This is a genomic window from Pelosinus sp. UFO1 (assembly GCF_000725345.1).
Lineage (GTDB): Bacteria > Bacillota > Negativicutes > DSM-13327 > DSM-13327 > Pelosinus.
On record NZ_CP008852.1, the window covers coordinates 1,573,368 to 1,599,372 of the forward strand.

Here is a 26,005-nt window from a genome sequence, read left to right on the forward strand (position 1 = left end):
AAGGAGTAAACCGATATGCTCAAAGTCTTGATTGTTGAAGATGAAGAAATTATACGCAGAGGACTCGTTTACACCATTGACTGGCTGAGTATGAATTGTACGGTGGTGGGGGCAGCGGAGAATGGCAAAGAAGGACTTGCGATGCTAAATCGATATGAAACAGATCTAGTTATTGCAGATATTATTATGCCAGAAATGAATGGTATTGAAATGCTTGAAGCAGCACAAAGTCTAGAGATTAAACCATTTAGAAGTATCATTTTAACAAGCTACTCTAATTTCGACTATGCACGTAAGGCATTGCATCTGCAGGTAGCAGATTATTTACTTAAACCTGTAGATGAAGACGAACTTAGAAATACAATTAATAGAATAAGGGGCAGTCTGGAAGAAAATAAAGCATACTCGAATATTGTTGCCCTTACCAAAAAGAGAGACATTGGTAAGCTTGTAGATTGGGATGTATATCTGAACAAAGATACCCTGAAAAATAGCTATGTTGCGCAAACTTTATACAAAATTCGGGATCAGTATAATGAAAAAATTAGTATTGAATCGATTGCTGAGGAGTTTGATGTGAGCGCAAGCTATCTAAGTCGTAAGTTTAAGGAAGCAACGGGACAGACTTTTTTAGAACTATTGACACGCTACCGCATTCAGAAGGCAATTGGTTTATTAAAAAAGGGGACTTATCGAGTGTATGAAGTTTCTGATTTGATCGGTTTTAGTGATTATAAGCATTTTTGCGTAGTATTTAAGAAATATACAAAAACATCTCCTACGGAATTTGTTAAACATATTGGTTGTATTATACATAAATAATGAAAGGAGCTTGATTTGTGAAACCATATCAGGACTTTATCCTTATTACAGATTTAGATGGGACACTTGCAAACAGTGAACATAAAGTTTCACCTAAAAATATGGAGGCTATTGCTCATTTTGTAGCGCAAGGCGGACATTTTGCGGTAGCTACTGGACGTACACAAAAAAATGTTGTGTCTTATATAACTGGGCTTGATATTAATGCACCGTGTATTCTTTATAATGGCGGCGCACTGTTTTCCTGGCAGGAGCAATGCTTTCTTAAAATAAAGCATATGCAAAGCATTGATTTAGCTGATTATCTGAGACGCTTAATGGTATTATTTCCACAAATGTGTATTGAAGTTTTTACCGAAGAGCAACTTTATGTAATTACTGATCCTAACAATATTGATGAGCATATGGAACGAGAAAAACAAGAGTTCGTTTATGCCGAGATTAGTGATATATTAGAAAAAACTTGGATTAAAGTTATTCTTTGTGACAGCCACGAAAATTTACTTGCCAGCCGAAATTTATTAACAGTATTTCATCTAGAGAATAAAACAAATAACTTTTTTTCTGCAGTTACCTATTTAGAAATTGTAGGCAAGCATGTTTCTAAAGGAAATATGCTGGGTGAATTGCTGAATATGGAAGAGTTCCGCCTTAAGAAAGTGATTGCAGCAGGTGATTTCCAAAATGATATTGAAATGTTACGGCTTGCGCATTGCGGAGTTGCGCCAGCTAATGCACAAGAGGATGTAAAAAAGGTTGCAGATGTTATTGCAGTAAGTAATGATGATGATTTAATGCATGACATCATATATCGTATCGTACCAACACTGTTGTAGAAATGAGATGTTTGACAAAATAAAAACTTTATGTAATACTTAGCTAAATAAATAATGTCCTTTAAGACAGTCCTGTGAGGCTGGCAAGGGAATGGTCCATACTATGCTGCATTGTAACTATTTGCAGCCATATTACGGCTAAGTAAGCTTCCTTCCAGATAATGGATAGGAAGCTTTTTTGATGTTAAAAAAAGTTTCGAGGAGAGTGTAGAATGAACGCAAATACGAGAGTAATTGACAGAGAACTAGACCCTTTTTCTACTTCCAATGGGATGTGCCAAAGTGATGCAGTATCTACAGTACATTATCGCTGGAAGGTACTGATTGCTTCCGTAATGGGGTATTCCATGGACGGGCTTGATATGCTAATCTTATCTTTTGTGATGACTGCCGTCATGAGTACCTTTGGGTTAAGTTTGGCAGAAGGCGGGCTTGTAGCCACCATTACTTTGATGGGAGCAGTTATAGGGGGATACATATTTGGGATTTTAGCAGACTACCAAGGAAGGGTTAAAGTATTTTCTCTTACTATCATTATTTTTTCTGTGTTTACTGGCTTAACAGCCTTTGCAAACAGTTTTACGGAATTAAATATATATCGCTTCTTAGCGGGTCTCGGCTTAGGAGGAGAATTTGGTATAGGAATGACGTTGGTCGCTGAAACTTGGCCAAAAGAAAAACGGGCAAGAGCGTCAGGGGGTGTAGCTATCGGCTGGCAATTAGGAGTTTTAGCCGCTGCTGCCGTTAGTGCTTACGTTTTGCCTGCCTATGGGTGGAGGGCAGTATTTTTAGTAGGTGCCTTACCAGCCGTATTCGCGGCATGGGCGAGATGGGGCCTTGAAGAACCCCAGATGTGGGTAAAGAAAAATCAGATGAAGAATATGCTTCGTGAAAAGTTGAGTAGGAATGAACCCTTAACTGAAGAGGAAAAAGCAATATATAACCAAGCAGCAAAATTTCCATTGTTACATTTGTTTGCCAATCGGAAAATCACGATTACAACATTAGGCCTTACCGTGATGACTAGTGTCCAAAATATCGGCTATTACGGTATTATGATTTGGTTGCCGACAATTCTTATGAACAAACATGGATTGAACTTAAATAAAACCAGTGCATGGATGGCGGCAACTGTTTTAGGAATGATGGTTGGTATTGCTGTGTTTGGCTACTTTGCAGATAAAGTTGGTAGACGACCAGCATATATAACCTTTCAACTTATGTCGGCTATTTGCATCTGGATCTACTCTGGTTTGTCTGATCCTATTCATCTACTGTTCGGTGGAGCTATTCTAGGATTCTTTTGTAATGGAATGATGGCAGGATATGGAGCATTGCTTTCCGAAAATTATCCTACTGAGGCCCGTTCCACAGCAGAGAACTTTATCTTCAACACGGGAAGAGCGGTAGGAGGATTTGCTCCGGTGGCCATTGGAATGTTGGCCGCCCAGTATACACTTTCTGGTGCTTTAGCCTTATTAGCCTTTATATATATAGCCGCAGCGATTAATGTATACTTCCTGATTCCAGAAACCAAAGGTAAAGAATTAATTGAGTAATTAAAAGACGGGTGACTCAAGAGAACAATCTTTCTAGGGGGCTAGAAAAGCCAATTCTGAAAAATCACTATTCAATCAAATACAGAATCCGAACTCCTGCAAGGCATTCAGCTTTGCAGGAGTTTATATATATATGGTAAATTAAGTATAATAACAGATTTGCTTTATCTCAAAATGGAATGCGTACTAATTCAAACCTAGAAAAGGATTGTAAAAATTCGGTAGAAATATATCCGGTTGTATAGAGTTCTAATCAAATCGTTTTTGATCTGTAAAGAAGGAGTGGTAAATTTGCGTTTACGTATGCCTTGTATTGATCGTGTGGGGTTAGTTCGCGACATTAGTATGATTCTAGAGCAACGTAATATTAATATTGTTACCATCGAAGTAGAGCAGGAAGCTATATTTCTAGAGTGTCAAGCTGTGTCACAAAACAAGGAAGGGGAATTAATTCAGGCATTATGTGACGTAGCGGGGGTACATAGAGTGGAGAAAACTAGATTTATGCCCTCAAAGGAACGGGCTGAGCAGCTTGATGCAGTATTGACCTCAGTCAACGATGGAATTTTGGTTGTCAATTGTGACGGTGTTATTATCCAATGTAATACCGCAGCAGTCCGAATTTTGAACATGCCAATGGAGCGGATGCTAGGACAAACCTTAGGGGACAATCTCTCATGGAATTTGCTAGTGTCGGAGACATTAGCAACTGGGTGCTCTTATCGGGATCGGGAAATATTTGTTGAATGCATTGGCAGCTATTGCGTAATTAGTACCATTCCTCTGCAAGGGAATAGCAATGAGGTTATTGGGGTTGTAACAGTGCTGCGAGACATTAGAGATGTAAGGAATTTAGTGCAAAAGATGACTGCTTCTCTCCCTGTAGATTTTGGAGATATTGCGTGTACTAGTTCGGTAATGCAAGAATTGATAGCTCAATCTCGCAGATACGCGTTAAGTGACTCTACCGTGTTAATTCGTGGAGAGACGGGGACAGGCAAGGAACTTTTCGCTAGGGCACTGCATAATGGATCTATGCGAGCCCGTGGTACTTTCTTACCTATTAACTGTGCAGCTATTCCGGAGACGTTGATGGAAAGCGAACTCTTTGGGTATGAGGAAGGAGCTTTTACGGGAGCAGTCAAAGGAGGAAAGCCAGGGCTGTTCGAACTGTCCAATGGAGGCACGCTTTTTCTTGACGAGATAGGAGAAATGTCGGTGCACTTACAGGTTAAACTTCTGCGAGTTCTTCAGGAGCGGCGAGTTAGACGGTTAGGTAGCTCACGAGAACTGGTGGTAGACGTACGGGTTATTACTGCTACCAACCGCAACTTAGAAGAGATGGTGGCGCGAGGAACATTTCGGGAAGATTTATATTATCGTTTAAATGTCATTCCCCTTCTCTTGCCGCCACTGCGAGAACGACCAGAGGATATTACTATCCTTGCGGAGTACTTTTTGGGACGATTTGCGGATAAAATGCGTCGTCCGGTTAATGCCTTTACTACTGGAGCCATGCAATGTTTACAAAGGTACGATTGGCCTGGTAACGTACGTGAGCTAGAAAATGTTATCGAACGAGCTGTGAATTTGGTAGATGGTCCTCAGGTTCGAGCTGAGCATATCTTTTTAGGGCGGCGTACGCCAATGAGCGTAAAAAACTCTTCAACTGCACAGTGTGAAAACTATCAGACGATGAAAGAACGTTTGGCTGAGACGGAACGACTTATTTTGAAAGAAACGTTGGAGCATTATCATTCTTCCAGGCGAGTAGGTACAGTTTTAGATTTGTCTCATACGGCAGTATTGAAAAAAATGCGTAAATATGGATTGTTACCAGAATGAAAAATAAAACCATATTTTTTGGAAACTTTTAATGCTGCTGGAAACTTTTTTGCAATAAAAAGTTACAGCTATATACATAAGAGGGAAAAAAGGTGTGCTAATTCAAGCAAAATTACGATTTTGCGAATTGGCACATTTTTTGCATTTAATACAAGGTAAGGGGCGAAAGTTAGCTAGCGCCTAAAAGGTGATCTAGATAGTAACAGGTCACTAAAACTATATAATAGTAAGAGGAGAGATCATTATTATGGAGCGTAAGTATATGGCCGAGCCTTTTAAGATTAAAATGGTGGAAACAATTAAAATGACAACACAGGAAGAAAGAGAAGTTGCGATTGAACGTGCAGGCTATAATACATTTTTACTTAATTCTAAAGAGTGTTATATTGATTTGTTAACAGATAGTGGCACAAATGCGATGAGTGATAATCAATGGGCTGGTATGATGCTCGGTGACGAAGCTTATGCTGGAAGTGTTAACTTCTTTGAATTAGAAAAAACAGTTCAGGAGCTTTATGGATTCAAACATGTTGTTCCTACTCATCAGGGACGTGGTGCAGAAAATATTTTATCTAGAATTGCTATTAAACCAGGAGATTATGTACCTGGCAATATGTACTTTACTACAACTCGGGCTCATCAAGAAATGAATGGCGCTACATTCGTAGATATTATTGTAGATGCTGCTCATGATTCGGAAAATGAAGAGCCATTTAAAGGAAATGTTGATCTGAAAAAACTGCAAGATTTAATTGATCGTGTTGGTGCTGATAAAATTCCGTATATCTGCATGGCAGTGACTGTAAACTTGGCTGGTGGTCAGCCTGTCAGTATGGAAAATGCTCGTGCAGTTAGTAAAATTGCAAGACAACATGGTATTAAAGTTATGTTTGATGCCACTCGCTGTATCGAAAATTCATATTTTATTAAAGAACGAGAAGAAGCCTATAAAGATAAATCGATTGCTGAAATTGTAAAGGAACTATTCAGCTATGGTGATGGTGCTACCATGAGTGGCAAGAAAGATTGTTTAGTAAATATCGGTGGTTTCTTAGCCTTGAATGATGAAGATTTATTTCAAAAGGCAAAACAAATGGTGGTATTATTTGAAGGAATGCCAAGTTACGGTGGATTAGCGGGTCGTGATATGGAAGCGATGGCCCGTGGTATGCGGGAATCTGTTGATTACTACTATATTAAGCATCGTATTGAACAAGTTCGCTACCTTGGCAATAAGTTAGATACCGCAGGTGTCCCTATTGTAAAACCAATCGGCGGTCATGCTGTTTTCTTAGATGCCAAACGCTTTTTACCTAATATTCCTCAAGATCAATTTCCTGCTCAAGCACTAGCAGCATCTCTTTATACGATTTCAGGTGTTCGCTCCATGGAGCGTGGTATCGTATCCGCAGGTCGGGATGGAAAAACAGGTAAACATCACTATCCTAAATTAGAATTAGTACGTTTGACAATTCCTCGTCGCGTGTATACTTACGCTCATATGGATGTGGTTGCTGAAGCGGTTATTGATCTATATCAAAATCGGGATAAAATTTGCGGCTTGGAAATGGTTTATGAACCACCAGTATTACGCTTTTTCACTGCACGCTTTAAACCACTCAAGTAAATAAGGCAGGGCAAAAGGCCAAATTTCTCGATAACCGTTTTTAAGCTAACTTAAAAAGTAGCTTAAACATCTTAAAGTAAAATATTAAAGAAGGAATTAGTTAACTGAAAAGGTGATTTCTGTGTTAAACAGAAATCACCTTTTTACTTTCTTTGTCTCTTTTTAATAATCTAATAAATTTTGCTCGGTTAGCCAAATTTGAACAAAATCAATAAATTTTTTTGCAGCAGGCGAAATGGTTTTCAAAGAAGATGTTGCAATTCCTATCTTGCGAAAATGATTTTTTTCTAAATTTATGGCACGAATATTTTGTGGGATATTACATAAAACCATTTCGGGAAGGATGCTGATCCCTAGGCCATTTTGTACCATGGCTATAATCGCTTGATCTTCTGCCACTTCATACCTGACGTTGGGGATTACTTGATTTTCTTTTAAGATACGTCTTACGTCATGATCATTACCCCACTTAGGCATAATAAAAGGCTCTTGCCCAATTTGATCAAAAGAAATTGTATCTTGCTGACTCAATGGATGATCGGTGGGTAAGATGCAAAGCATTCTGTCTTTTGTTAAGGGAACTACGTCAAAAAATTTGACTGTTGGCAAAGAGACAAAGCCAAAATCAGTTGTACTATTTGCGATCCAGTCATGAATAGCATCATAATTACCTTCAAATAATTTTATGTTTATAGAAGAATGCTGATTTTGAAATCGTTTTATGATTTCGGGCAGCCATTGGGTAGATACAGTCGTAAAGGTTCCAATTCGCACGGTACCAAGTTCCAGTCCATTGATTGCTCCTATCTTTTCTTTAAGTTGTTCATTTCGGAGTAAAACCTCCCGAACATATTGTAATACATGTTCTCCGTTACTTGTTAAAGTTACACCGGAACGGTCTCTCGTAAGTAAAGAAAAGCCAAACTCAGATTCAAGGCTGGAAATACCATGACTAATTCCTGACTGTGTAAGATTCAGTGCCTCAGCCGCTTTCGTTAGACTCCCTAATTCAACAATCTTATTAAAGACCTCGTATTTGAACAACGTCATTTTCATTCTCCTAGAAGTATGAATTATTTTCATGTAATGCATTATAAACATTCGCTTTTATAATATTAAGTATACATTTATACTTATTTTTAAGCAAGGTAATGATCAAATCTGAATTAGCCAGAGGGCAGGAGGTTAGTAATGAATACGCAAGTAAAAGCAGATATAATGATGTTGATTGTTACGATATTTTGGGGGTCTTCCTATTTGTTCATGAAGATGGGGCTTCATTCCATTCCAGAATTTAATTTAATCGCCTTACGATTTAGTATTGCTTTCATTTTAGCTGGAATCGTCTTTTATAAACGATTGGCAAAGGTTGATTATAAAACAATCAAATATGCATTTATCTTAGGTTTAATTTTATTTTTGGTTTTTGCCTCTATAACCTTTGGCGTAAAAACTACATCTGCTTCTAATGCTGGTTTTTTAGTCAGCTTCACAGTGATATTTGTACCCCTATTTTCGGCGCTATTTCTAAAAAAAGCACCGGAGAAAAGAGTTTTTCTCAGTGCTTTTTTAGCAATCATCGGTATCGGGTTATTAACATTAAATAACCAACTGACCATGAATGCAGGGGATTTTCTATGTATTTTAGGGGCTGCTCTATATGCCATTCACATCATTGTTACTGGGGCACTTACTAGAAATGTGGATTCGATTACCTTAGGAATTTTGCAACTTGGCTTTGCTGGGGTTTTAGGTTTATTATTCTCTCTGAGTATGGAAGAGACGGCACTCCCAAGCACAACCGAATCATGATATTCTGTCTTGGCCTTAAGTATCTTGTGTAGTGCCATAGGATTCGTTGCTCAAACAGTAGCACAAAACCATACAACCCCTACACATACTGGTCTTATTTTTTCATTAGAGCCCGTTTTTGCAGCAATCTTCGCATTTCTTTTTGCCGATGAAGCCCTTTCCCTGAGAGGTTACCTGGGGGCAGCTATTATACTGTTCAGTGTGTTAAACGCGGAGGTCGATCTTAAAAAGCTGTTTTTTCAAACTGTCAAAAAAACAAGTCTGTCTCTTAAAACCTAGATCATATAAAACCACCGTTAACCCGTATTGTTTGGCCTGTAACCCATTGAGATTGTTCGCTTGCTAAGAATAAGACTACACTTGCAATATCATTGGGCTCACCAAGGCGACCAAAGGCGTTCATTTTGCGAATGCCATCAATTTGCTCGTTGGTTTTTCCTGTGGTGAAAAGTTCTGTGTTAACGGGACCTGGTGCAACCGCATTGATTGTAATTCCCTTTGGTCCGAACTCTTTTGCTAGTTGACGGGTGAACTGTTCAACGGCTCCTTTTGTACCTGCATAGACGCTGTACGTGGGAAACATATGACCAGCAACCGAAGTGGAAAAGTTGATAATTCGTCCGTTTGTGTTCATGTGCTTAGCTGCTTGTTGGCAGGCAAAATAGGTTCCTTTCACATTGATAGCCATAATCTTATCGAAGTCTTCTTCTGTTATCGTCGTAATCGGTTTTGTGAGCATAATACCAGCGTTATTGACTAAAATATCAATTTTCCCATAGGCTTCAATTGTCTTTTGAAATAGACCTTCCACTTCTGCAACTCGGCTAATGTCAGCTTGGATGGCTATTGATTCTCCACCTTTGTCTTTAATACTAGCAACGACTTGGGCGGCTTTTTCCGAATTACTGGCATAATTAATAACAACCTTTGCTCCATTTAAAGCCAACTCTTCTGCAATTGTTTTACCAATACCTCGCGATGCACCTGTTACCAAAGCCACTTTTCCAGCCAGGTTTTTTCCTTGAATCTGATTCATTTTAAATACTCCTTTCCAATCTATCATTTTTTTATAGGATTCATTGGGTAGCGTTTGATGTGAGACCACTAAGCAATACTTCAACTATTTTCTGCAACAGCAGCTCACGCTTTTCGTCCTTGTGATCCAACACCATACGCGGATGGTGAAAAGATACGGTAGCTTCTAATAAAATTTCAACCAGTTTTACAGGTGATTCTCCGTTGATTTCTCCAGCTTCAACTGCTAGTTCAACAAGATCTAAAAGTTGCTGGTTAATGTTATGTAAATGGTTCAAAATAAAAGGTTTCTCTAATTCAGCAGCCATATTGAAAGACTTGAAAAGTTCAGGATCCTTTAAAACTTTTTCTCTTTTAAGCTCGTGATATTTCAAAAACCATTCTATGATTAATTTACTTGGAGATGTCTTTTTTTTTGTAATACATTCTAAAATGTTATCCATTTGCGTTAACCAGCGTTCAGAGATGGCATCAAGTAGTGCTGATTTATCTTTGAAATGATTGTAAAGAGCTGCATGGCTCACTTTAAGTTCCTTTGCAAGGTCTGTCAGGCGAAATTTTTCGAAGCCATGATAACGAATTTTTTCTTCGGTTATTTGTAATGCTTTTTCTTTAATTTCTTCAGATGTTAATCCAGTCTTTGCCAAAAAAAATCATATCCTTTTTTCATTTAATTACATGTTACAAAAAGTATAATATGTAATTAAATAAAAGTCAAGATACGAAAAGTTAAAAAATTACTTATTTGACCTTAACAAACTACCCTTGTCATTCTACTAGAGCAAGGGTAGTTTGTGATCAGGGTCTTATTGTTAAGAATTTGCTGTATTATGGATTTGTTTTATTTTCCGGATATAACATAACGTTGCGATACTAGTGAACACAAGTCCAAAAAGAAACAGAATAAAACTATTATGGTAAAGAAAAGGGGAGTAACCGGCAACCATTAATTCTCGGACAGTGTTAGAGAAGTATGTTAAGGGTAAGGCGTAAGAGAGTGTCTTTCCGATTGTATCCATAGCTTCTTGTGGCCAAGTGTAGCCAGATAGTATGAAGGCTGGAACGGTATAGGCGATTGATATTCTCGTAAAAGTTAGCTCATTGTTGCAAATAGAAGCAATGAATGCGCTAAAACCGATGGCAGCGAAGATAAAGTTTGCAGATAATAACAATAGACTTGTAAACGATGCTTTACCAGGAATTCCAAAGAGGTCAATGGCAATAATTATTGTAATGAAAAAGGCGAGTGTCGCTAAAATCCAGTAAGGCAGTAATTTGCCAATCAGAATATGCAACGGGTGAGCATTCTTTAAGTCACCTGGTGTTTGATATTCGCTTAGGAGGCTTGCCCCGATTGCGAGAAAAACTCCTTGTTGGAAAGAAGCCATAGATAATCCTAAAACAAAAAAGGATAGATAACTTTGGGTTGGATTGTTGAGTACTCGTAAGCGCAAATCAATAGGACTCGTTTTATCCAGTGCCATGGGAGGCAGTTGTCCAGCATTTGTTTCGGAAAGTCGGGCTCCAACTTCTTTGGAAAATGAGGCGATGATTTCCTGAGCAGCACCGGTTACCGTACTGGTAATGATAATATTAGCGCCGTCAGCCATTAAGAGAACGGTAGATGAACGTCCGGATTTAGCTTCTTGTGCAAACTTTTCTGGAATGTGTATAGCGGCGTAAGCTTCTTTTTCGTGAAGCACATCTTCCATATCATCTTGTGTTGTGACGTAGCCAATAATTTGAAATCGTTCCGAATCATCGAATGCTTGAATGAGTAAACGGCTGAATTGGGTTTGGTCCTCATCGTAGATAACTAAGGGGACAGCTTTTACCGTATGTGTGCCATACAGCAGGCTGAATAAAATCAGATAAGCCAGGGAGGCTCCGAAAAGAAAGATAGCTCGGCGGCGATCAGTAAAAAACATTTGTCTAATTTCCCGCTTGAAAATATGCCACCAATTCATATTGGAACCTCCTTTGCTAGTTGGTATTGAATTTTTTTCCGACGCTGAGAAAAAATAAACATGGTAGCTAGACAGAGACCACTGCCACTAGTAAACATGATAAATATATTTTTCAGCAAAGTTGGTGAGTAACCAATCAGTAACATGTCACGCAGGGTATCTACGATATAAGTTAGCGGCATAAGGGAAGAAAAGACTCGGCTGAAATCATTCATTGCCAAATGGGGCCAACTGAGACCGCTAAACAAAAGCCCTGGCATGATATAGAGCAGTGGTACTTGCAACGCACTGACTTCGTTGCGGGCAATAGAAGAAAAGAAAAAGCAAAGGTTAATCACAAGAAAAGTGAAGGCACTGCCCAGTAATAAAATAGTGGCAGGATTACCGCGGAAAGGTACATCAAAGAATACAGTAATGGCACCCAAACATGCAATAAAGACACCCATTGAGCATAACCAGCAGGACAGCAGTTTGCCTGCTATGATAGACACAGCTGAAGTACCCTGCCAGTGGCCAAGCTGGCTATATTCTTTAGCTATGAGAGGACCTGCTACTAATAAAATAGCAAGTTGTAGACCATTCACCATTAATCCAGCCAGCATAAAATTGGTGTAGGATGTGGTAGGATTATTCATAATCCTAACCCCTAATTTAACAGGAGCGATAAATCGCAGGGCTTGGGCAGGCTGTTGATTGATCCCTTCCAACAATTTTTGACCAGTTGCCACCGAAAGTGTCTGAATGATCTCTTGACTGGAAGAAATAACGGTATTGGCAAACATGTTATTGGTGGAATTAGTCTCGATTAAAACTTCTGAGCCCATACCTAATTTGATATTTTGCGCAAACTTGGGCGGAATGGAGATGGCGACCAACGCTTCGCTCTCCCGCAAAGATTGCTCCATGGCTTCCTGGGTTGTTACTTGGGTGACCACCTTATAGCGCTCCGAGTCCGTATAGGCTTGGATTAATGCTCGGCTTACCGCTGTCTGGTCTTGATCGTAGATTACGGTAGGCACATATTTGATAACATTATTGCTATAGACAGAACCAAAAAGAAAACTATAGAGTATTGGTATGCCAAAGAGTAGCAAAATCGTAGGCGATTTACGCCGACATAGCGCCTGTATTTCTAAAAATATAATTTCCTTCAAATTCATGATTTGCCACCGTTCATTAGTTTGAAACGCATACCGGGACGGATTTTATCAGAGTTAACTTGAATTTTGACATTGAATGTAATAATATCGTTATCACCACGTTCGCTAGTAGCTCGGTAAGTGGCAAACTCCGCTTTTTTGCTAATATCGACAATTGTTCCAGACAAAATGAGGTTGCTGTCACGACCTTGTAGATTCACGGACTGTTGAATGGAATAACGGGATAAATCCGTTTCTTTCACTTTCAGATTAACCCAATTATCTAAAGGATCCTGTATGGCTACAAGAGGCATGCCTTGGGATACCATAGTGCCTTCTTCCACATACTTGGCAGTGATAATACCATCAAAGGGAGCGCGTATTTCCGTTTCATCTAGAGATACTTCCACTTGCTGCAAGGTAGCTTTGGCCTGATCTACTTTGCTACGCATGGCTTCTTCATTGGCAGTATTGACATTAGTTTGCAAAAGTCCAGCTTGGGCAGCTGCGATGCTGGCTTCTGCCTGGGTAAAAGCAGCTTGAGCCACTTGGTATTTTGTATGGTAAGTATCAAATAATTGTTGGGAAATAGCACCAGATGTTACCAACTCACCAAAGCGGTTATTATCACTTTCGGCGAGGGCTAAGTCTGATTTTGCTTTTTCTAATTGCGCTTGCGCGGTATGTAGCGTTGCCTTTGCAGTTTGATCCTGTAGTAGGGTAACTGTGGTTGCCTGAGCTGTTTGTGCATCTAAGGCCTTAATATTAGCTCGAGCTTGATTGGCCTGGGCGACAATATCTCGGCTATCAATGTGGGCTAGTACTTGCCCTTTGGTTACTTTATCGCCTTCTTTGACGAGTAGGCTGACGACCCGTCCCGGGATTTTAGAATTAATATCTACTTCTTTGGCTTCTCCTCGGCCCCAGATTTCTGGGGCTGTCCCATTACTGCCACAACCAGTAAGTGTTGTAACAGTTAAGAGAAAAAGTATTGTGTAGGTTAACCAACGCATAAAAGTGGTGTTTTTGGTGGTAATCATATCAAAATCTCTCCTTTAATTAAAATTTTTGTACCGAAAGTACTAAAAAAGTATTTATAGTACAGAAAAGTACATTTAAAGCGCGCATTATGCGCGTTTTAAATGGGGTATCTATTCTCCGTCTTGTAATCCATTGATTAAGATGTCTAACATAGCAGCTACGGCATCGAGATAAGTCATATTATTTTCAGCGAGAAAACGGTAGCTGGTGAGATCATTCATGGTACTAGTGAGCAGTTGCTGGAGAACACCAAGATGTATGTGCCGGATAGTGCCAGCCTCCATTCCTTGACTGAGCAGGGTAACTAGCCGCTCCATTCGCTTTTTCCGAAAACTGGCTACTCTTTCCCACTCTTCTGGATAGGTCAGGCGAAGGTCATCATACAGACGGTTATGGAATGGTTCGAAGGTTTTCGGTGTGATGGTTAACGAAGCCTGTAGTTTTTCAATGATTGGCAAATTAGAACTATAGATTTTTTCCTCTTGCTCTTGGAAATCATTCAAAACAATATCTAGAATAGTACCAATGAGTTCGTCCTTGGAGGAGAAATGCTCATATAACGATGACTTGCTGATGCTAAGCCGCCTTGTGAGGTCACTCATGGTAAATTTGAAGCCCCGTAAATTGATTTCTTCCACGGTAGCCATAATAATTCGGTTTCGCAAAAATAATCACCTCATAAAGTTTTGTACTGGAAATGACCAATCCGGTACTGTAATTACAAACCCCATGATATGGCATTTATTTGTATTTGTCAATAAGAAAAAATCAGATAATACGTACCTATTTTAAATTCTCACTTATACTTAATAGTTAAAAAAGTATGGATATTATTACTAGAGTTATTTAGAAATAGTATAATAAGGTATGGGAAGTATAACAGAGGAGACTGGTTATTAAGGATATGCTTTGAGAGAAAAGGGGTAAAGAATGATACGAAAGTTACTAAAGTTTTTTACTACACGAAAAGTTGTAGTGGGAGCCGCTATATTGGCTGTAATATTAGCCTTCTGCTTTTTGCCGCCTAGTTTGGTAGTTTTTCCAAGGAATATAGCTCTTACCTTTACTGGAATGCCAGCATCAACGCAGACGATTACCTGGCAGACAGGTCGATATAGCAGTGGCAGTCGGGTGGAGTATACGAAAGTAACAGATACTCTTCACTCTGTTAGGGAGGGAACAACGCAGCAGGTGGCAACTGATCGAGGCATGATTACGGTTCATTCAGTACAGTTGACTGATCTTGAACCAGCCACTCGTTATCAGTACCGAGTGGGTGACGGATTATTTTGGAGCTCATACCATACCTTCACCACAGCGCCAGCTAAGGTAGAATCCTTTCGTTTTTTACTGTTTGGCGATTCTCAGGGAAATTCTTATGAGCTATGGCAACGTACTTTAAAGACTGCCTATGCAAGAAATCCTGATGTTGCTTTCATGATGAATATCGGAGACTTAGTTGATATTGGCCTCTCTTATGATCAATGGAATGATTGGTTTCAAGCTGGTCAAGGTGTGATTAATACCATTCCCGTTATGCCAGTGATGGGCAATCATGAAACATATACGACAGAGTGGAAAATTGCGCAGCCCCTTCTTTATACAGGTTTTTTTCGACTTCCTAGCAATGGACCAAAAGATTTAGCAGGTAAAGTATATTCTTTTGATTACAGTAATGTTCACTTCAGTATCCTCGATAGTCAACTGCAAGAGGAGGCGGAGTGGGTACCAGAGATGTTGGCTTCTCAACAAGAGTGGTTGAAAAAAGATTTAGCGGCGACAAAAAAACGCTGGAAGCTAGTTTTTATTCATCGTCCAGTACACCATAATCGCCCTTCCGATGGGGATGAAGATCTGCGTGATGCCTTCACACCGCTGTTTGAAAACTATCATGTAGATGTAGTATTCTCCGGGCATGACCACATATATGCTCGTTCTTATCCCATGGTGGGTGATAAATGGACGGATGAAAAGGGGGATGGCCCAGTTTATATTACGACTGGGCGAAGCGGTAAAAAAACCTTTGGCCGCGCCCTGCGAAAGAATTGGAATACGGTATATTATAATCCTATGGAACAACCAAACTATTTGACAGTAGCGGTAAATAACCACAGTCTGAAGATAGAAGCCTTCAAGCTCAATGGAGAACTTATTGATACATGGGAGAAAACAGCTGATTAAATAAGTAGGAGTAAATGAGAAGAAGTACTGGATGAAGTAGTGGTATGAAGAGCTTGAGAAAGATAAAGAGAAGTGGGAGGGTACCCTTAGGTGCCCTCCCACTTTCTTTATTGTAATTTAAAAGGATAACTTTGTCATAGAACTACAAAGCTCCCGAAAAGCCTTCAAGGCAGGTGTTAGCCATTTTTCATGATGATAGATTAATTGAGTTTTTACATCGAACTTGGGTCCTGTCCAATCCAGTTCGATTAGTTTTCCTCTTTCCAATTCATCTTTAACAGAGATTTTCGGTAAAATAGCAACTCCCAATCCACAGATCGTACATTCTTTTATTGCTCCTACACTGGAGAGTTCCATCATCGATCCTGGTTTTACCTCATGCTTTTTAAAGACAGAGAGAATGAGAGGCCGATATCCGCAGCCTGGGGATGTGAGGATTAGACATTCATCAGAAAGATCACTGGGATTGATGCTTTTCTTTTTCACTAGTTTATGAAGAGGACTTGCTACAAGTGTCATGCATTCATCATGGAGTGTTTGTACTGCCATATCATGGGATTTAATCCTGTCAGTGAGTACCATGGCGATATCAATATGATTACCTTTGATTAATTCATAAAGATTCTCGCAACTTTCTGTTTGGACGCGGATTTCAACAAGGGGATATCGTTTACGGTATTCAGTCAATATTTGGGGAAGACGATATACGCACAGTGTCTCAGCTGCTCCAATGTTGATTATTCCGCGGAAAACTTGCGGTGACAATTCTTCTTTCGCTTTTTCGCATAACTCTAATATGTTTGTTGCATTTTGTAAGAAGCTTTTCCCTTCGTTCGTTAGTTGAATCCCTCGCCCCAAACGTTCGAATAACTTGACTTGCAATTCTTCCTCAAGCTGGCGAATTTGCCCTGTTATATTGGATTGAGCATAACCTAATTTTAAACCGGCTTTTGTAAAGTTTAATGTTTGGGCGGCAGCACAAAAAATCTGTAGTTGGCGTAATTCCACGGAGATACCTCCTGAGTCATCATTATAAATGATTAATGTCATATAAAATAATCATTTCTAGTAAGAATAATAAAATGATACACTATCAGTAAATGAAAGTCTATAGAGATTTTTAAGGAGTGGTTGGATCTATTCCTTCTAAGCCATCAGGAGCAATTTTAATAAAAGTATGGAGGAAAAAGCATGGCAGAGATTTGCACAGCCAAAGAGGCTGTGTCGCGTATTCGAGATGGAATGTCAATAATGGTTGGCGGTTTTTTGAATGTTGGCACACCAGAGGGACTTGTGCAAGCGTTAGTCGAAAAAGGTGTTATTAAATTGACTTTAATTTCAAATGATACAGGATTTGTTGGTAAAGGAATTGGAAGGCTACAGGACAATCGCCAGCTAGCCAGGGTGTATACATCTTATGTAGGTGGACATCCCGATTATAGTCAATGCATGGAATCGAGCAATGTGGAAGTTGTTTTGACACCCCAAGGGACACTTGCCGAACAAATTCGAGCTGCTGGGGCTGGTCTGGGAGGATTTCTAACTCCTACAGGAGTAGGGACAGTAGCAGCACAAGGTAAAGAAGAAATTATCATTGGTGATAAGGCTTATCTTATGGAATACCCATTATTTGCGGATGTTGCTTTAATAAAAGCGTATCAAGCAGATACAAGCGGGAATTTGGTGTATCGCCGTTGTGCTAAAAATTTTAATCCACTTATGGCGACTGCTGCAAAAATTGTCATCGCGGAAGTGGAGGAGATTCTTCCTGTAGGGAAAATTGATCCTGACTATGTGATGACACCAGGAATTTTTGTAGACTTTTTGGTCAAGGAGGGGAGGTAGCATGACGGAAAAAGAAAGACGTGTTCGAATAGCCAGACGAGTAGCGAAAGAGTTTGCCAATGGTGATGTAGTGAATCTGGGTATCGGGTTACCAACCCTGGTTGCCAACTATTTACCGGAAGATGTTTCAATTGTTTTGCATTCGGAAAATGGTTTTTTGGGTATTGGGTTAGAACCCGAGGAGGGAATGGAAGATAAAGACATTATTAATGCTGGAGGAAAACCAGCAAGTATTTTACCTAATGGCAGTTGTTTTGATAGTGCCATGTCTTTTGCTATTATTCGCGGGGGACATGTGGATACCACTGTATTAGGCGCGTTAGAAGTAGATGAGCAGGGGAATTTAGCAAATTGGATGGTGCCGGGGAAAAAGGTCACTGGAATGGGGGGGGCCATGGATTTAGTAGTAGGTGCAAAAAAAGTGATTATTGCCATGGAACATAGGAATAAAGATGGTTCACCAAAGATTGTTAGGGAATGTACGATGCCTCTTACGGCAAAGGCACAAGTCGATTTGATTGTAACAGATATGGCCGTTATTGCTGTCCGTGCAGACGGACTCTACCTTCGTGAAATAGCAGAAGACACAACTTTAGAAGACGTGATTTCGTCTACGGCAGCGAGATTGATTTTACCGAACAGTAGGATTCTTACTTACTAATAACTAGATTAAGGGCCGTGAGGCAAATGGACTGGCTATTCGTGTATTGGTGGGCTAGGGTGTGGCAACGAGTGAAATAGAATGAAATAGTAAATGAATAAAAGAGAAGGGTGAAGAGTAAGATGAGTCATGTATTTTATCGTAATGTAAATAAAACTTATCTAGAGGTGGACCGTGGAGAAGGGATCTATTTGTATGACAAAGAGGGCAAGAAGTATATTGATGCTTGCTCAGGTGCGGCTGTATCCAACTTAGGTCACGCTCATCCAGGGATTATCGATGCCCTGGTAAAACAGGCTCAGAAAGTGGCTTTTAGTCATTTATCCCGCTGGACATCTACGCCTATACAGGAATTGGCGAACTTGATCGCAGATTTAGCACCTGGTTCCTTGAGTAAGTTATATTTGGTATCTGGTGGTTCGGAAGCGACAGAATCAGCACTAAAGATGGCACGACAGTATTATATGGAGCGAGATGGCAAAACAGGGAAATATCGCATTATTTCTCGTTGGAAGAGTTTTCATGGCAATACCATTGGATCCTTGTCTATGACGGGTGATAAAAGGCGTGGAAAATATACACCACTACTCTTAAATTTTCCTCATATTGCGCCAGCGTATTGCTATCGTTGCCCTTTTGGTAAATGCCAAGAGACTTGTAATGTGGATTGTGCTCTTGATTTGGAACAGACGCTTAAAATGGAAGGAGCGGATCATGTTGCTGCCTTTATTGCAGAATCTGTAGGTGGTGCAGCCTGTGGTGCTATTGTTCCCCATAAGGATTATTTTAAAATCATTCGAGAAATTTGCGATCATTATGATATTTTGTTTATTGCTGATGAAGTAATGGCTGGTTTTGGACGGACGGGCTCTATGTTTAGTATTGAAGATTGGGGAGTTGTACCAGATATGATTTGTGCCGCGAAGGGTATGAGTGCCGGATATTCACCCTTAGGTGCTGTCATTGCAAAAGAAGAAATTTACAATGCTTTTAAGCAAGGTTCAGGCGTATTTGTTCATGGACATACCTATGGTGGAAATCCTTTATCGGCAGCGGTTGCGTTAGCAGTAGTTCAAACTTTGGTAGAAGATAAACTGGTAGATAACTCCCGTATTGTTGGAGAATATTTACTGTCACAATTAAAGGAAAAATTATTGCCATTCTCTTATGTGGGAGATGTGCGGGGTAAGGGATTGATGCTTGGTGTGGAAATTGTAAGGGATAAAGCAACGAAAGAACCTTTCCCCGTTAAAATGGGTATGGCAGAAAAACTAACAAATACATTACTGAAGCATGGGGTAATTGTATATCCTGGTAATGGTAATGCCGATGGAGTAAATGGGGATCAGTTCCTTCTTGCGCCACCGCTGATTATCACGAAAGACCAAGCAGACGAATTAATCGAAGGCATGGTGGCTGGATTTATAGAATTTGATGAAAATATTGGAACAATAAAATAGAGGTGAGTAGAATGGAAAAACTGATTATCACAATCGCACCGACGGGGAATGTACCAACGAAGGACATGAATCCTCATGTTCCTCTGACGCCAGAGGAAATTGCTAAGGATATAATTGCTTGTCATGAAAAGGGGGCTGCTGTAGCTCATATTCATGCCCGGGACAAAGATGGAGTTCCAACTTGTGATGTAAAATATTTTGAGAAAACTGTACGGTTGCTTGATGAGGCGGGATGCCCTATTGTAAAACAAATTTCTACTGGCGCAAGGGGGGGGAAATCAGGGGAGGCGAGAGCAGAAGCCCTAGAGTTAAATCCGCTTTCTGCTAGTTTGTCATCCGGGTCATCTAATTTTCCCACAAGCATTAATGCTAATGAGCCAAAGCTTGTAGAATATCTGGCAAAAACCATGCTTGAAAAAAATATTAAACCAGAAATAGAAGTATTCGATGTAGCAATGATTAACAATGCTGTCCGTTTGCAAAAGGAAGGCTTGATCAAAGGACCTTTACTATTTAATTTCGTATTAGGAGTAAAAGGCTCTTTACCAGCAACCCCAAAAAATTTATTTTTCCTCTTTGAAAGTTTACCGCCCAATGCAGTCTGGAGTGTTTCCATCATTGGGCCCCAGCATGTAAATCTATCCGTTATGGCTATGGCATTAGGAGGCCATGTGCGTGTAGGTATTGAAGATAACGTATATTATCGTAAGGGTATTTTAGCAACAAACGTGGCGTTAGTAGCACGAATTGCTAGCATTGCACAAAGTATGGGAAGAGAAATAGCTACGCCACAAGATGTTAAAAAAATATGGGGGATAGAGTAAAATATAATATAAAAAAGGGTCTGAACTTCAAAATGTGAAGATTCAGGCCTTTTTTTTATTATACAAAGGAAAGTTGTACTGCTATGTCCAATAATTTGATTAAGGGGAAGTAATAGAAATAACTTCTATAGAATATGCAGAATATAAGGTTATAAGATACAGGTAAGAGGAGTGATATATTGTTATCTCAAGGAGTAATAGAAAAAGTGCTGAATGCTGCTGGAGAAACGGGCGGGGATTTTGCCGAGATCTTTGTAGAGGACAAAACCAGTAGTTCGTTAACAATGATTGGTGGTATCTTGGAAAAAGCAGTATCAGGGCGTGATTTTGGCGTAGGTATTCGTATCTTTAAAGGTTGTTTTTCAGTTTATGCCTATACAAATGATGCAAGTGAAGCTAACTTAATCAAGGTTGCTCAGAGCGCGGCGCAAGCAATGAATGGGCAACGACAAAATAGCATAATCGATTTACGTAAAAATATCATAAAAAATGTCCATGAGATAAAAGTAATGCCCAATAGTATCAGCAAAAAACTAAAAATTACTTGGATGCGTAGGGCTCATGAAGGAGCAATGGGCTATGATCCAGTGATTACCCAGACGAACATTTCTTTTTCCGATTATGTACAAAATATATTAATTGCCAATACTGAGGGCACTTATGTAGAGGATATTCGCAGCCGAAATCGTTTGGCAATTAGTGCGATGGCAACATCTGCCTCGGAAAAGGAAACGGGGTTTGTAGGACCTGGCTATTTTGGTGGTTTAGAATATATGGAACAGCTCGATATAGAGGCATATGCCCGCGAAGCTGCTCGCAGTGCTAAGACTATAATTAACGCTGGCTTTGCTCCCTCTGGAAAGTTTCCTGTTGTGATTGGTAATGGATTTGGTGGAGTTCTCTTCCATGAAGCATGTGGTCATGGCTTGGAAGCAACCAGTGTTGCTTATAAGACTTCTGTCTTTGCCGACAAATTAGGACAACTGGTTGCATCCCCCCTTGTCACGGCTTATGACGACGGGACGATACCAAATGCCTGGGGTTCTTTACATATCGATGATGAGGGCATGCCTACAAGGCGAAACCTGCTAATTGAAAATGGAGTTTTAAAGGGTTATCTTATTGATAAGCTCGGTAGCCGTAAAATGTCAATGGCGCCAACAGGGTCTGGACGTCGAGAATCGTACCGTTATGCCCCTACATCTAGAATGAATAATACCTATATTGCAGCAGGGGAATCCACTCCAGAAGAGATTATTCAAAGTACCGAGTTTGGGATCTTTGCAAAATCTATGGGGGGCGGTTCCGTCAATACTGCCACTGGTGATTATAATTTTAACGTACGGGAAGGATATATGATTCGGCAAGGGAAAATTGCCGAGCCGATAAAAGGTGCCACATTAATTGGTAATGGGATGAGTACCTTACAAAAAATCGATCGAGTTGGTAATAACCTAAAACATGAAATTGGCATGTGCGGGGCAAGTAGTGGCACCGTTCCTGTCACAGTAGGCCAACCAATGGTAAGGGTATCGGAGCTAACTGTAGGTGGAAGAAAGGAGGAATAACCGTTGGATATACATAACTTTCAAAAAACATTATTTGAAAAAGGACAGAAAAGTGGCTTTAATGATATGGAGATTTTTTACTCTGCTAAGAAATCCACCACAGTAAAGGTCTTAGAACAAGAGATTAAAGATTATGTGATAACAGAACAAGGTGGTATTTCTTTTCGCGGAATCTATCAAAGCAAGATGGGATATTCCTACACAGAGAAGCTGGATGAAAAATCTGTTGCTTTTTTAATTGAAGAAGCAATAAATAATGCAGGGATCATGGAAAATGATGATCAAGAAGAATTGTTTGCAGGTGCTGATTTTTATGAGAAGCTCAATCAATATTCAGAATCGGTTGCCAACGTTACGCCCCAAGAACTTATTGGGATCGCTTTTGACATGGAAAAGGCAGCATTAACAGCACATTCATTAGTAAAAAAGGTGATACAATGCGCTACAGCAAAAACAGAGGGTGAAACTCTGATTGCCAATACCAAAGGGCTGCATTGTCAATCAAAATATACCCATCTCTCTGCAGGCATTTATCTTATGGCAAGTGATGGACAGCAAACGGCAACTGGTGGGGAATATGACTTTACATGGAGTGATGTCACCAAAATAAATGGTAAAGAAATTGCAGAGAAGGCTGCCCAAGAAGCCGTCGCCAAATTAGGAGCAGATTCTATCACGACAGGAAATTATCCAATTATTTTTCGTTATGATACGGCCACCCAATTGCTGGACTCTTTTATTGGAAATTTTTCTGGTGAAGCAGTAGAAAAGGGGTTTTCACGATTGCAAGGTAAGTTAGGGAAAAAAGTCGCTGGTGATAATATCACAATCCTTGATGATCCTTTACAAGAAGATGTACCTGGTGCAGCAAGTTTTGATGCTGAAGGGTATCCAACAAAAAGACTTGAATTGATTAAAGCAGGTACACTACGAAGTTTTTTGCATAATCGAAAAACAGGAAAAAAGGCGGGAGTTGAGTCTACTGGACATGCAGCAAAAGATGGGTATAGTGGTGTGGTATCGGTAGGACCTCATAATGTATATTTGCAGCCAGGAGAGGCATCCTTTGCTGATCTCATTGAAAAAACAGACAATGGTATTCTCATAGTAGAACTGCAAGGCACGAATGCAGGCATTAATGCTATTTCGGGTGATTTTTCCCTCTCCGCAATTGGCTTTATTATTGAAAACGGCAAATTAGGCCGTCCGATTAATCAGATAACCGTGTCAGGTAATTTCTATGAACTATTAAACAATATAGAAGACATTGCAGATGATTTACAGATTAAAAGTACCGTATCATCTCCATCTATTAAAGTGAAGTCATTAACAGTAGCAGGAAAGTAAAAAAATAAGAATCACTATTTCTCGTAAGATAGATAGTGATTCTTATTTTTTAGCTAAATCTAAGAAGAGACTTTTTCAGTTGCTATTTCAGTAACGGGTTTCTTACCGCTCCAGCGCTGTCCTAGCACATGAACTGCCAGGCCAAGCATAACGAGTAGTGCACCTACACTTTGCATAGCAGAAAGGGATTCACCCAAAAACAGTGCAGAACTACTCATCCCTACTAATGGCACTAAGAGGGCTAGGGGGGAGACAAGAGCTGCCGGATAACGTGATAATAACTTACCCCAGAAACCATAGCCGACTAACGTTGCAAGAAAAGCTAGGTATACCAGTGAACCAATTGTAGTTAGGGTAGGAGATCGGAAGGCGATTAACCAAGCGTCATATCCTTCTAAAAACCACGAAAGTAGCGCTAAGGGTATAATAGCTACGGCACCAGCCCAGACAACCAAGGACAACATAGAAAAAGGTGGAACTCCTTGGGTAGCACGACGCATTATGACATTACCAGTCCCCCAACAGGCAGCCGCCGCCAAGGTCAAACCAAAGCCAGCAAGAGTCATAGTGCCTCCTTGCTGCAGGCCAATAACAGCCATACCACAAGCGGAAAGTATAAGGCCGACTAAGTGATTCCATTGCCACCTTTCACCAATCCAGGTAACCGCTACAAATAAAGTAAAGAAGGCTTGAGATTGTAATACTAAGGAAGCTAATCCAGCGGGCATACCGACCTTCATACCTAAAAAGAGAAAAGCAAACTGTCCTACATTAATCGATAGACCTAAAGCGATGAGCCAAGACCAAGATACAGGTGGTTTTGGCAGGAAAAAAATAGCGGGAATGCAGGCTAAAAGGAATCGTAAAGCGCCCAGTAAAAAAGGAGGTGTTTCCTGCAAGCCTAATTTGATAGCAATGAAATTAAGACCCCAAACAGTAATGACAATCAAGCCAATCATTAAATCTCGTCTTTGCATGAAATACTCCTTCGGTGAAAGATTCTTATTTCTTAACATCAAATTGATGAAAATGTTTTCCAATTGATATTTATATAATATAGCATACCTTTATGAGAAGTGGAATACTGCAGGGAATATATACAGTGTGAGAAATCTTCTGTGCTTATTCCCTAATGCAGTAAAAAAATGCTTGCTTATAAGAAGAAATTGACAATCAACAGTAAGGAGAAGGTATTGCATTGAGAAGAGTAGAAAAACAACAGTAAAAAATTGGAATATATGGAGGGTGAAAAGAATGAGTAAAATTATGATTTCCCCAAGCCGTTATGTCCAGGGAGCTGGAGCCATTCATGAAATTGGGAAACATGTAAAAGTTTTTGGCTCAAAAGCATTACTAATCGGTGGAAAGACTGGTATGGGAACAGTTAAGGTTGCTGTTGAAAGTAGCTTTTCCAGTAGTGAAGTTGGTTTAGTAATAGAACAATTTTGTGGAGAGTGCTCAAAGCGAGAAATTGACCGAATCGTATCGATTGTAAAAGAACAAAACATCAATGTGATTGTAGGTATCGGCGGAGGCAAAGCATTGGATACGGCTAAGGCAGTTGCATATTATGCAAAGCTACCAGTTGTTATTGTTCCGACGATTGCGGCGACGGATGCGCCTTGTAGTGCTTTATCTGTAATTTATACTCCTGACGGTATTTTTGAATCTTATCTTGTATTACCTAAAAATCCAGATATTGTATTAGTTGATACAGCCATTATCGCAAAGGCTCCAGTTCGTCTGCTTGTCTCAGGAATGGGAGATGCATTGGCGACTTGGTTTGAAGCGGATGCCTGTGCCAAAGCCTTTGCGGGAAATTTGCCAGGAGGTTCTTCCACTTCGGCAGCGTTGTGTCTTGCTCGATTATGTTATGACATTCTGATTCAATATGGACTACAGGCTAAGTTAGCTGTAGAAAATGGAGTCGTAACGGAAGCGGTAGAGAAGGTTGTGGAAGCCAATACTCTTCTTAGTGGCATAGGATTTGAAAGTTCAGGATTAGCTGCTGCGCACTCGGTACATAATGGCTTTACAGTGCTAGAAGAAACTCATTCTTATTACCATGGAGAAAAGGTAGCCTTTGGAACAGTGGTACAGATGGTCATGGAAAATCGTTCTCGCGCTGAGTTGGAAGAAGTAATTCATTTCTGTGTGGAACTAGGTTTACCTGTTACTTTGGCCGATCTTGGTATAAAAGTGGTTCGCGAAGAAGACATTATGAGAGTAGCGGAAGCTACTTGTGCTGTAGGGGAAACGATCCACAATCAACCTTTCCCCGTTACGCCGGAGGGCGTTAAAGCTGCTGTTTTGGCTGCCAATGCATTGGGCACATTGCTTGGTGGTAAATAGCAACATAACTGGGTAATTCTTATATAAATGTGACTAAGATGCTAGCTGAGTTTAACTCTACTAGCATCTTAGTCACATTTATTT

Annotated in this window: 24 protein-coding genes; 15 read left to right on the top strand and 9 right to left on the bottom strand. The window is 40.0% G+C overall.

Features of this window, described 5'->3' with window-relative positions; translation table 11 throughout:
- Window positions 1–15 precede the first annotated feature (15 nt).
- The 5 genes from UFO1_RS07085 (at window position 16) to UFO1_RS07105 (ending at window position 6,689) form a co-directional block, all read left to right on the top strand.
- Window positions 16–822, top strand: a complete 807-nt coding sequence (locus UFO1_RS07085; protein ID WP_038669644.1) for a response regulator — start codon at window positions 16–18, stop codon at window positions 820–822.
- Window positions 823–839: 17 nt separating this feature from the next.
- Window positions 840–1,658 (top strand): Cof-type HAD-IIB family hydrolase, encoded by an 819-nt coding sequence (locus tag UFO1_RS07090; protein WP_038669646.1) that lies wholly within the window; start codon window positions 840–842, stop codon window positions 1,656–1,658.
- A 212-nt stretch (window positions 1,659–1,870) separates the two neighbouring features.
- Window positions 1,871–3,217, top strand: coding sequence for an MFS transporter (locus tag UFO1_RS07095; protein ID WP_084159786.1), 1,347 nt, complete (start codon window positions 1,871–1,873; stop codon window positions 3,215–3,217).
- 291 nt (window positions 3,218–3,508) lie between these two features.
- Window positions 3,509–5,062, top strand: a complete 1,554-nt coding sequence (locus UFO1_RS07100; protein ID WP_038669648.1) for a sigma 54-interacting transcriptional regulator — start codon at window positions 3,509–3,511, stop codon at window positions 5,060–5,062.
- A 247-nt stretch (window positions 5,063–5,309) separates the two neighbouring features.
- Window positions 5,310–6,689: a tyrosine phenol-lyase gene (locus UFO1_RS07105; RefSeq protein WP_038669650.1), complete on the top strand. Its 1,380-nt coding sequence runs from the start codon at window positions 5,310–5,312 to the stop codon at window positions 6,687–6,689.
- Between the two features lie 162 nt (window positions 6,690–6,851).
- Here the strand turns inward: UFO1_RS07105 and UFO1_RS07110 are convergent, their stop codons facing one another.
- Window positions 6,852–7,739, bottom strand: a complete 888-nt coding sequence (locus UFO1_RS07110) for a LysR family transcriptional regulator (protein ID WP_038669652.1) — start codon at window positions 7,737–7,739, stop codon at window positions 6,852–6,854.
- A 141-nt stretch (window positions 7,740–7,880) separates the two neighbouring features.
- On the opposite strand from UFO1_RS07110, the gene UFO1_RS07115 reads away from it, so the two are divergent.
- Together UFO1_RS07115 and UFO1_RS25680 are read left to right on the top strand one after the other, a co-directional pair.
- Window positions 7,881–8,501, top strand: coding sequence for a DMT family transporter (locus UFO1_RS07115; RefSeq protein ID WP_236639352.1), 621 nt, complete (start codon window positions 7,881–7,883; stop codon window positions 8,499–8,501).
- A 9-nt stretch (window positions 8,502–8,510) separates the two neighbouring features.
- Window positions 8,511–8,780, top strand: a complete 270-nt coding sequence (locus UFO1_RS25680; protein WP_256380533.1) for an EamA family transporter — start codon at window positions 8,511–8,513, stop codon at window positions 8,778–8,780.
- 1 nt (window position 8,781) lies between these two features.
- On the opposite strand, the gene UFO1_RS07120 is transcribed toward UFO1_RS25680, so the two are convergent.
- The 6 genes from UFO1_RS07120 to UFO1_RS07145 form a co-directional block, all read right to left on the bottom strand.
- The gene (locus UFO1_RS07120; RefSeq protein WP_038669654.1) at window positions 8,782–9,537 is read right to left on the bottom strand and encodes an SDR family oxidoreductase; all 756 of its coding nucleotides are present in this window, start codon (window positions 9,535–9,537) and stop codon (window positions 8,782–8,784) included.
- 40 nt (window positions 9,538–9,577) lie between these two features.
- Window positions 9,578–10,183, bottom strand: coding sequence for a TetR/AcrR family transcriptional regulator (locus tag UFO1_RS07125; RefSeq protein ID WP_038669656.1), 606 nt, complete (start codon window positions 10,181–10,183; stop codon window positions 9,578–9,580).
- Between the two features lie 165 nt (window positions 10,184–10,348).
- Window positions 10,349–11,503 (bottom strand): ABC transporter permease, encoded by a 1,155-nt coding sequence (locus UFO1_RS07130; protein WP_038669658.1) that lies wholly within the window; start codon window positions 11,501–11,503, stop codon window positions 10,349–10,351.
- Window positions 11,500–12,663 (bottom strand): ABC transporter permease, encoded by a 1,164-nt coding sequence (locus tag UFO1_RS07135; RefSeq protein WP_038669660.1) that lies wholly within the window; start codon window positions 12,661–12,663, stop codon window positions 11,500–11,502. The genes UFO1_RS07130 and UFO1_RS07135 overlap by 4 nt, the downstream gene beginning before the upstream one ends.
- The gene (locus tag UFO1_RS07140) at window positions 12,660–13,682 is read right to left on the bottom strand and encodes an HlyD family secretion protein (RefSeq protein WP_201771060.1); all 1,023 of its coding nucleotides are present in this window, start codon (window positions 13,680–13,682) and stop codon (window positions 12,660–12,662) included. Before UFO1_RS07140 ends, UFO1_RS07135 begins: the two co-directional genes overlap by 4 nt.
- Window positions 13,683–13,793: 111 nt before the next feature.
- Window positions 13,794–14,348 carry a TetR/AcrR family transcriptional regulator gene (locus UFO1_RS07145; RefSeq protein ID WP_038669662.1) on the bottom strand — a complete coding sequence of 185 codons (555 nt, stop codon included), beginning with the start codon at window positions 14,346–14,348 and terminating at the stop codon, window positions 13,794–13,796.
- Window positions 14,349–14,613: 265 nt separating this feature from the next.
- On the opposite strand from UFO1_RS07145, the gene UFO1_RS07150 reads away from it, so the two are divergent.
- Window positions 14,614–15,864: a metallophosphoesterase family protein gene (locus UFO1_RS07150; protein ID WP_038669664.1), complete on the top strand. Its 1,251-nt coding sequence runs from the start codon at window positions 14,614–14,616 to the stop codon at window positions 15,862–15,864.
- Between the two features lie 117 nt (window positions 15,865–15,981).
- Here UFO1_RS07150 and UFO1_RS07155 read toward each other — a convergent pair whose 3' ends face one another.
- A complete protein-coding gene (locus tag UFO1_RS07155) occupies window positions 15,982–16,872 on the bottom strand; it encodes a LysR family transcriptional regulator (RefSeq protein ID WP_038669666.1) in 891 nt (296 codons plus the stop codon).
- A gap of 183 nt (window positions 16,873–17,055) precedes the next feature.
- Here UFO1_RS07155 and UFO1_RS07160 point away from each other — a divergent pair, with 183 nt between their 5' ends.
- From UFO1_RS07160 to UFO1_RS07185, 6 genes are all read left to right on the top strand, one after another.
- Window positions 17,056–17,709, top strand: coding sequence for a CoA transferase subunit A (locus UFO1_RS07160; protein ID WP_038669668.1), 654 nt, complete (start codon window positions 17,056–17,058; stop codon window positions 17,707–17,709).
- A 1-nt stretch (window position 17,710) separates the two neighbouring features.
- Window positions 17,711–18,370, top strand: a complete 660-nt coding sequence (locus tag UFO1_RS07165; RefSeq protein ID WP_038669670.1) for a 3-oxoacid CoA-transferase subunit B — start codon at window positions 17,711–17,713, stop codon at window positions 18,368–18,370.
- A gap of 122 nt (window positions 18,371–18,492) precedes the next feature.
- Complete coding sequence (locus tag UFO1_RS07170; RefSeq protein WP_038669671.1) at window positions 18,493–19,830, top strand: aspartate aminotransferase family protein; 1,338 nt, start codon at window positions 18,493–18,495, stop codon at window positions 19,828–19,830.
- Window positions 19,831–19,841: 11 nt separating this feature from the next.
- Entirely contained in the window at window positions 19,842–20,654 is an 813-nt protein-coding gene (locus tag UFO1_RS07175; protein ID WP_038669673.1) for a 3-keto-5-aminohexanoate cleavage protein, read from the top strand.
- A gap of 179 nt (window positions 20,655–20,833) precedes the next feature.
- Complete coding sequence (locus tag UFO1_RS07180) at window positions 20,834–22,222, top strand: TldD/PmbA family protein (protein WP_038669676.1); 1,389 nt, start codon at window positions 20,834–20,836, stop codon at window positions 22,220–22,222.
- A gap of 3 nt (window positions 22,223–22,225) precedes the next feature.
- Window positions 22,226–23,569, top strand: coding sequence for a TldD/PmbA family protein (locus UFO1_RS07185; protein WP_038669678.1), 1,344 nt, complete (start codon window positions 22,226–22,228; stop codon window positions 23,567–23,569).
- A gap of 59 nt (window positions 23,570–23,628) precedes the next feature.
- Here UFO1_RS07185 and UFO1_RS07190 read toward each other — a convergent pair whose 3' ends face one another.
- Window positions 23,629–24,546: an EamA family transporter gene (locus tag UFO1_RS07190; RefSeq protein ID WP_038669681.1), complete on the bottom strand. Its 918-nt coding sequence runs from the start codon at window positions 24,544–24,546 to the stop codon at window positions 23,629–23,631.
- Window positions 24,547–24,823: 277 nt separating this feature from the next.
- Here UFO1_RS07190 and UFO1_RS07195 point away from each other — a divergent pair, with 277 nt between their 5' ends.
- Window positions 24,824–25,921, top strand: a complete 1,098-nt coding sequence (locus tag UFO1_RS07195) for a glycerol dehydrogenase (protein ID WP_038669683.1) — start codon at window positions 24,824–24,826, stop codon at window positions 25,919–25,921.
- Window positions 25,922–26,005: the final 84 nt, after the last annotated feature.

Coding starts and splice junctions, on each gene's coding strand:
- UFO1_RS07135 (WP_038669660.1), bottom strand. CDS start 12,663: ATGAATTTGAAGGAAATTATATTTTTAGAAATACAGGCGCTATGTCGG.
- UFO1_RS07165 (WP_038669670.1), top strand. CDS start 17,711: ATGACGGAAAAAGAAAGACGTGTTCGAATAGCCAGACGAGTAGCGAAA.
- UFO1_RS07160 (WP_038669668.1), top strand. CDS start 17,056: ATGGCAGAGATTTGCACAGCCAAAGAGGCTGTGTCGCGTATTCGAGAT.
- UFO1_RS07105 (WP_038669650.1), top strand. CDS start 5,310: ATGGAGCGTAAGTATATGGCCGAGCCTTTTAAGATTAAAATGGTGGAA.
- UFO1_RS07110 (WP_038669652.1), bottom strand. CDS start 7,739: ATGACGTTGTTCAAATACGAGGTCTTTAATAAGATTGTTGAATTAGGG.
- UFO1_RS07095 (WP_084159786.1), top strand. CDS start 1,871: ATGAACGCAAATACGAGAGTAATTGACAGAGAACTAGACCCTTTTTCT.
- UFO1_RS07150 (WP_038669664.1), top strand. CDS start 14,614: ATGATACGAAAGTTACTAAAGTTTTTTACTACACGAAAAGTTGTAGTG.
- UFO1_RS07120 (WP_038669654.1), bottom strand. CDS start 9,537: ATGAATCAGATTCAAGGAAAAAACCTGGCTGGAAAAGTGGCTTTGGTA.
- UFO1_RS07175 (WP_038669673.1), top strand. CDS start 19,842: ATGGAAAAACTGATTATCACAATCGCACCGACGGGGAATGTACCAACG.
- UFO1_RS07170 (WP_038669671.1), top strand. CDS start 18,493: ATGAGTCATGTATTTTATCGTAATGTAAATAAAACTTATCTAGAGGTG.
- UFO1_RS07130 (WP_038669658.1), bottom strand. CDS start 11,503: ATGAATTGGTGGCATATTTTCAAGCGGGAAATTAGACAAATGTTTTTT.
- UFO1_RS07085 (WP_038669644.1), top strand. CDS start 16: ATGCTCAAAGTCTTGATTGTTGAAGATGAAGAAATTATACGCAGAGGA.
- UFO1_RS07115 (WP_236639352.1), top strand. CDS start 7,881: ATGAATACGCAAGTAAAAGCAGATATAATGATGTTGATTGTTACGATA.
- UFO1_RS07195 (WP_038669683.1), top strand. CDS start 24,824: ATGAGTAAAATTATGATTTCCCCAAGCCGTTATGTCCAGGGAGCTGGA.
- UFO1_RS07190 (WP_038669681.1), bottom strand. CDS start 24,546: ATGCAAAGACGAGATTTAATGATTGGCTTGATTGTCATTACTGTTTGG.
- UFO1_RS07140 (WP_201771060.1), bottom strand. CDS start 13,682: ATGATTACCACCAAAAACACCACTTTTATGCGTTGGTTAACCTACACA.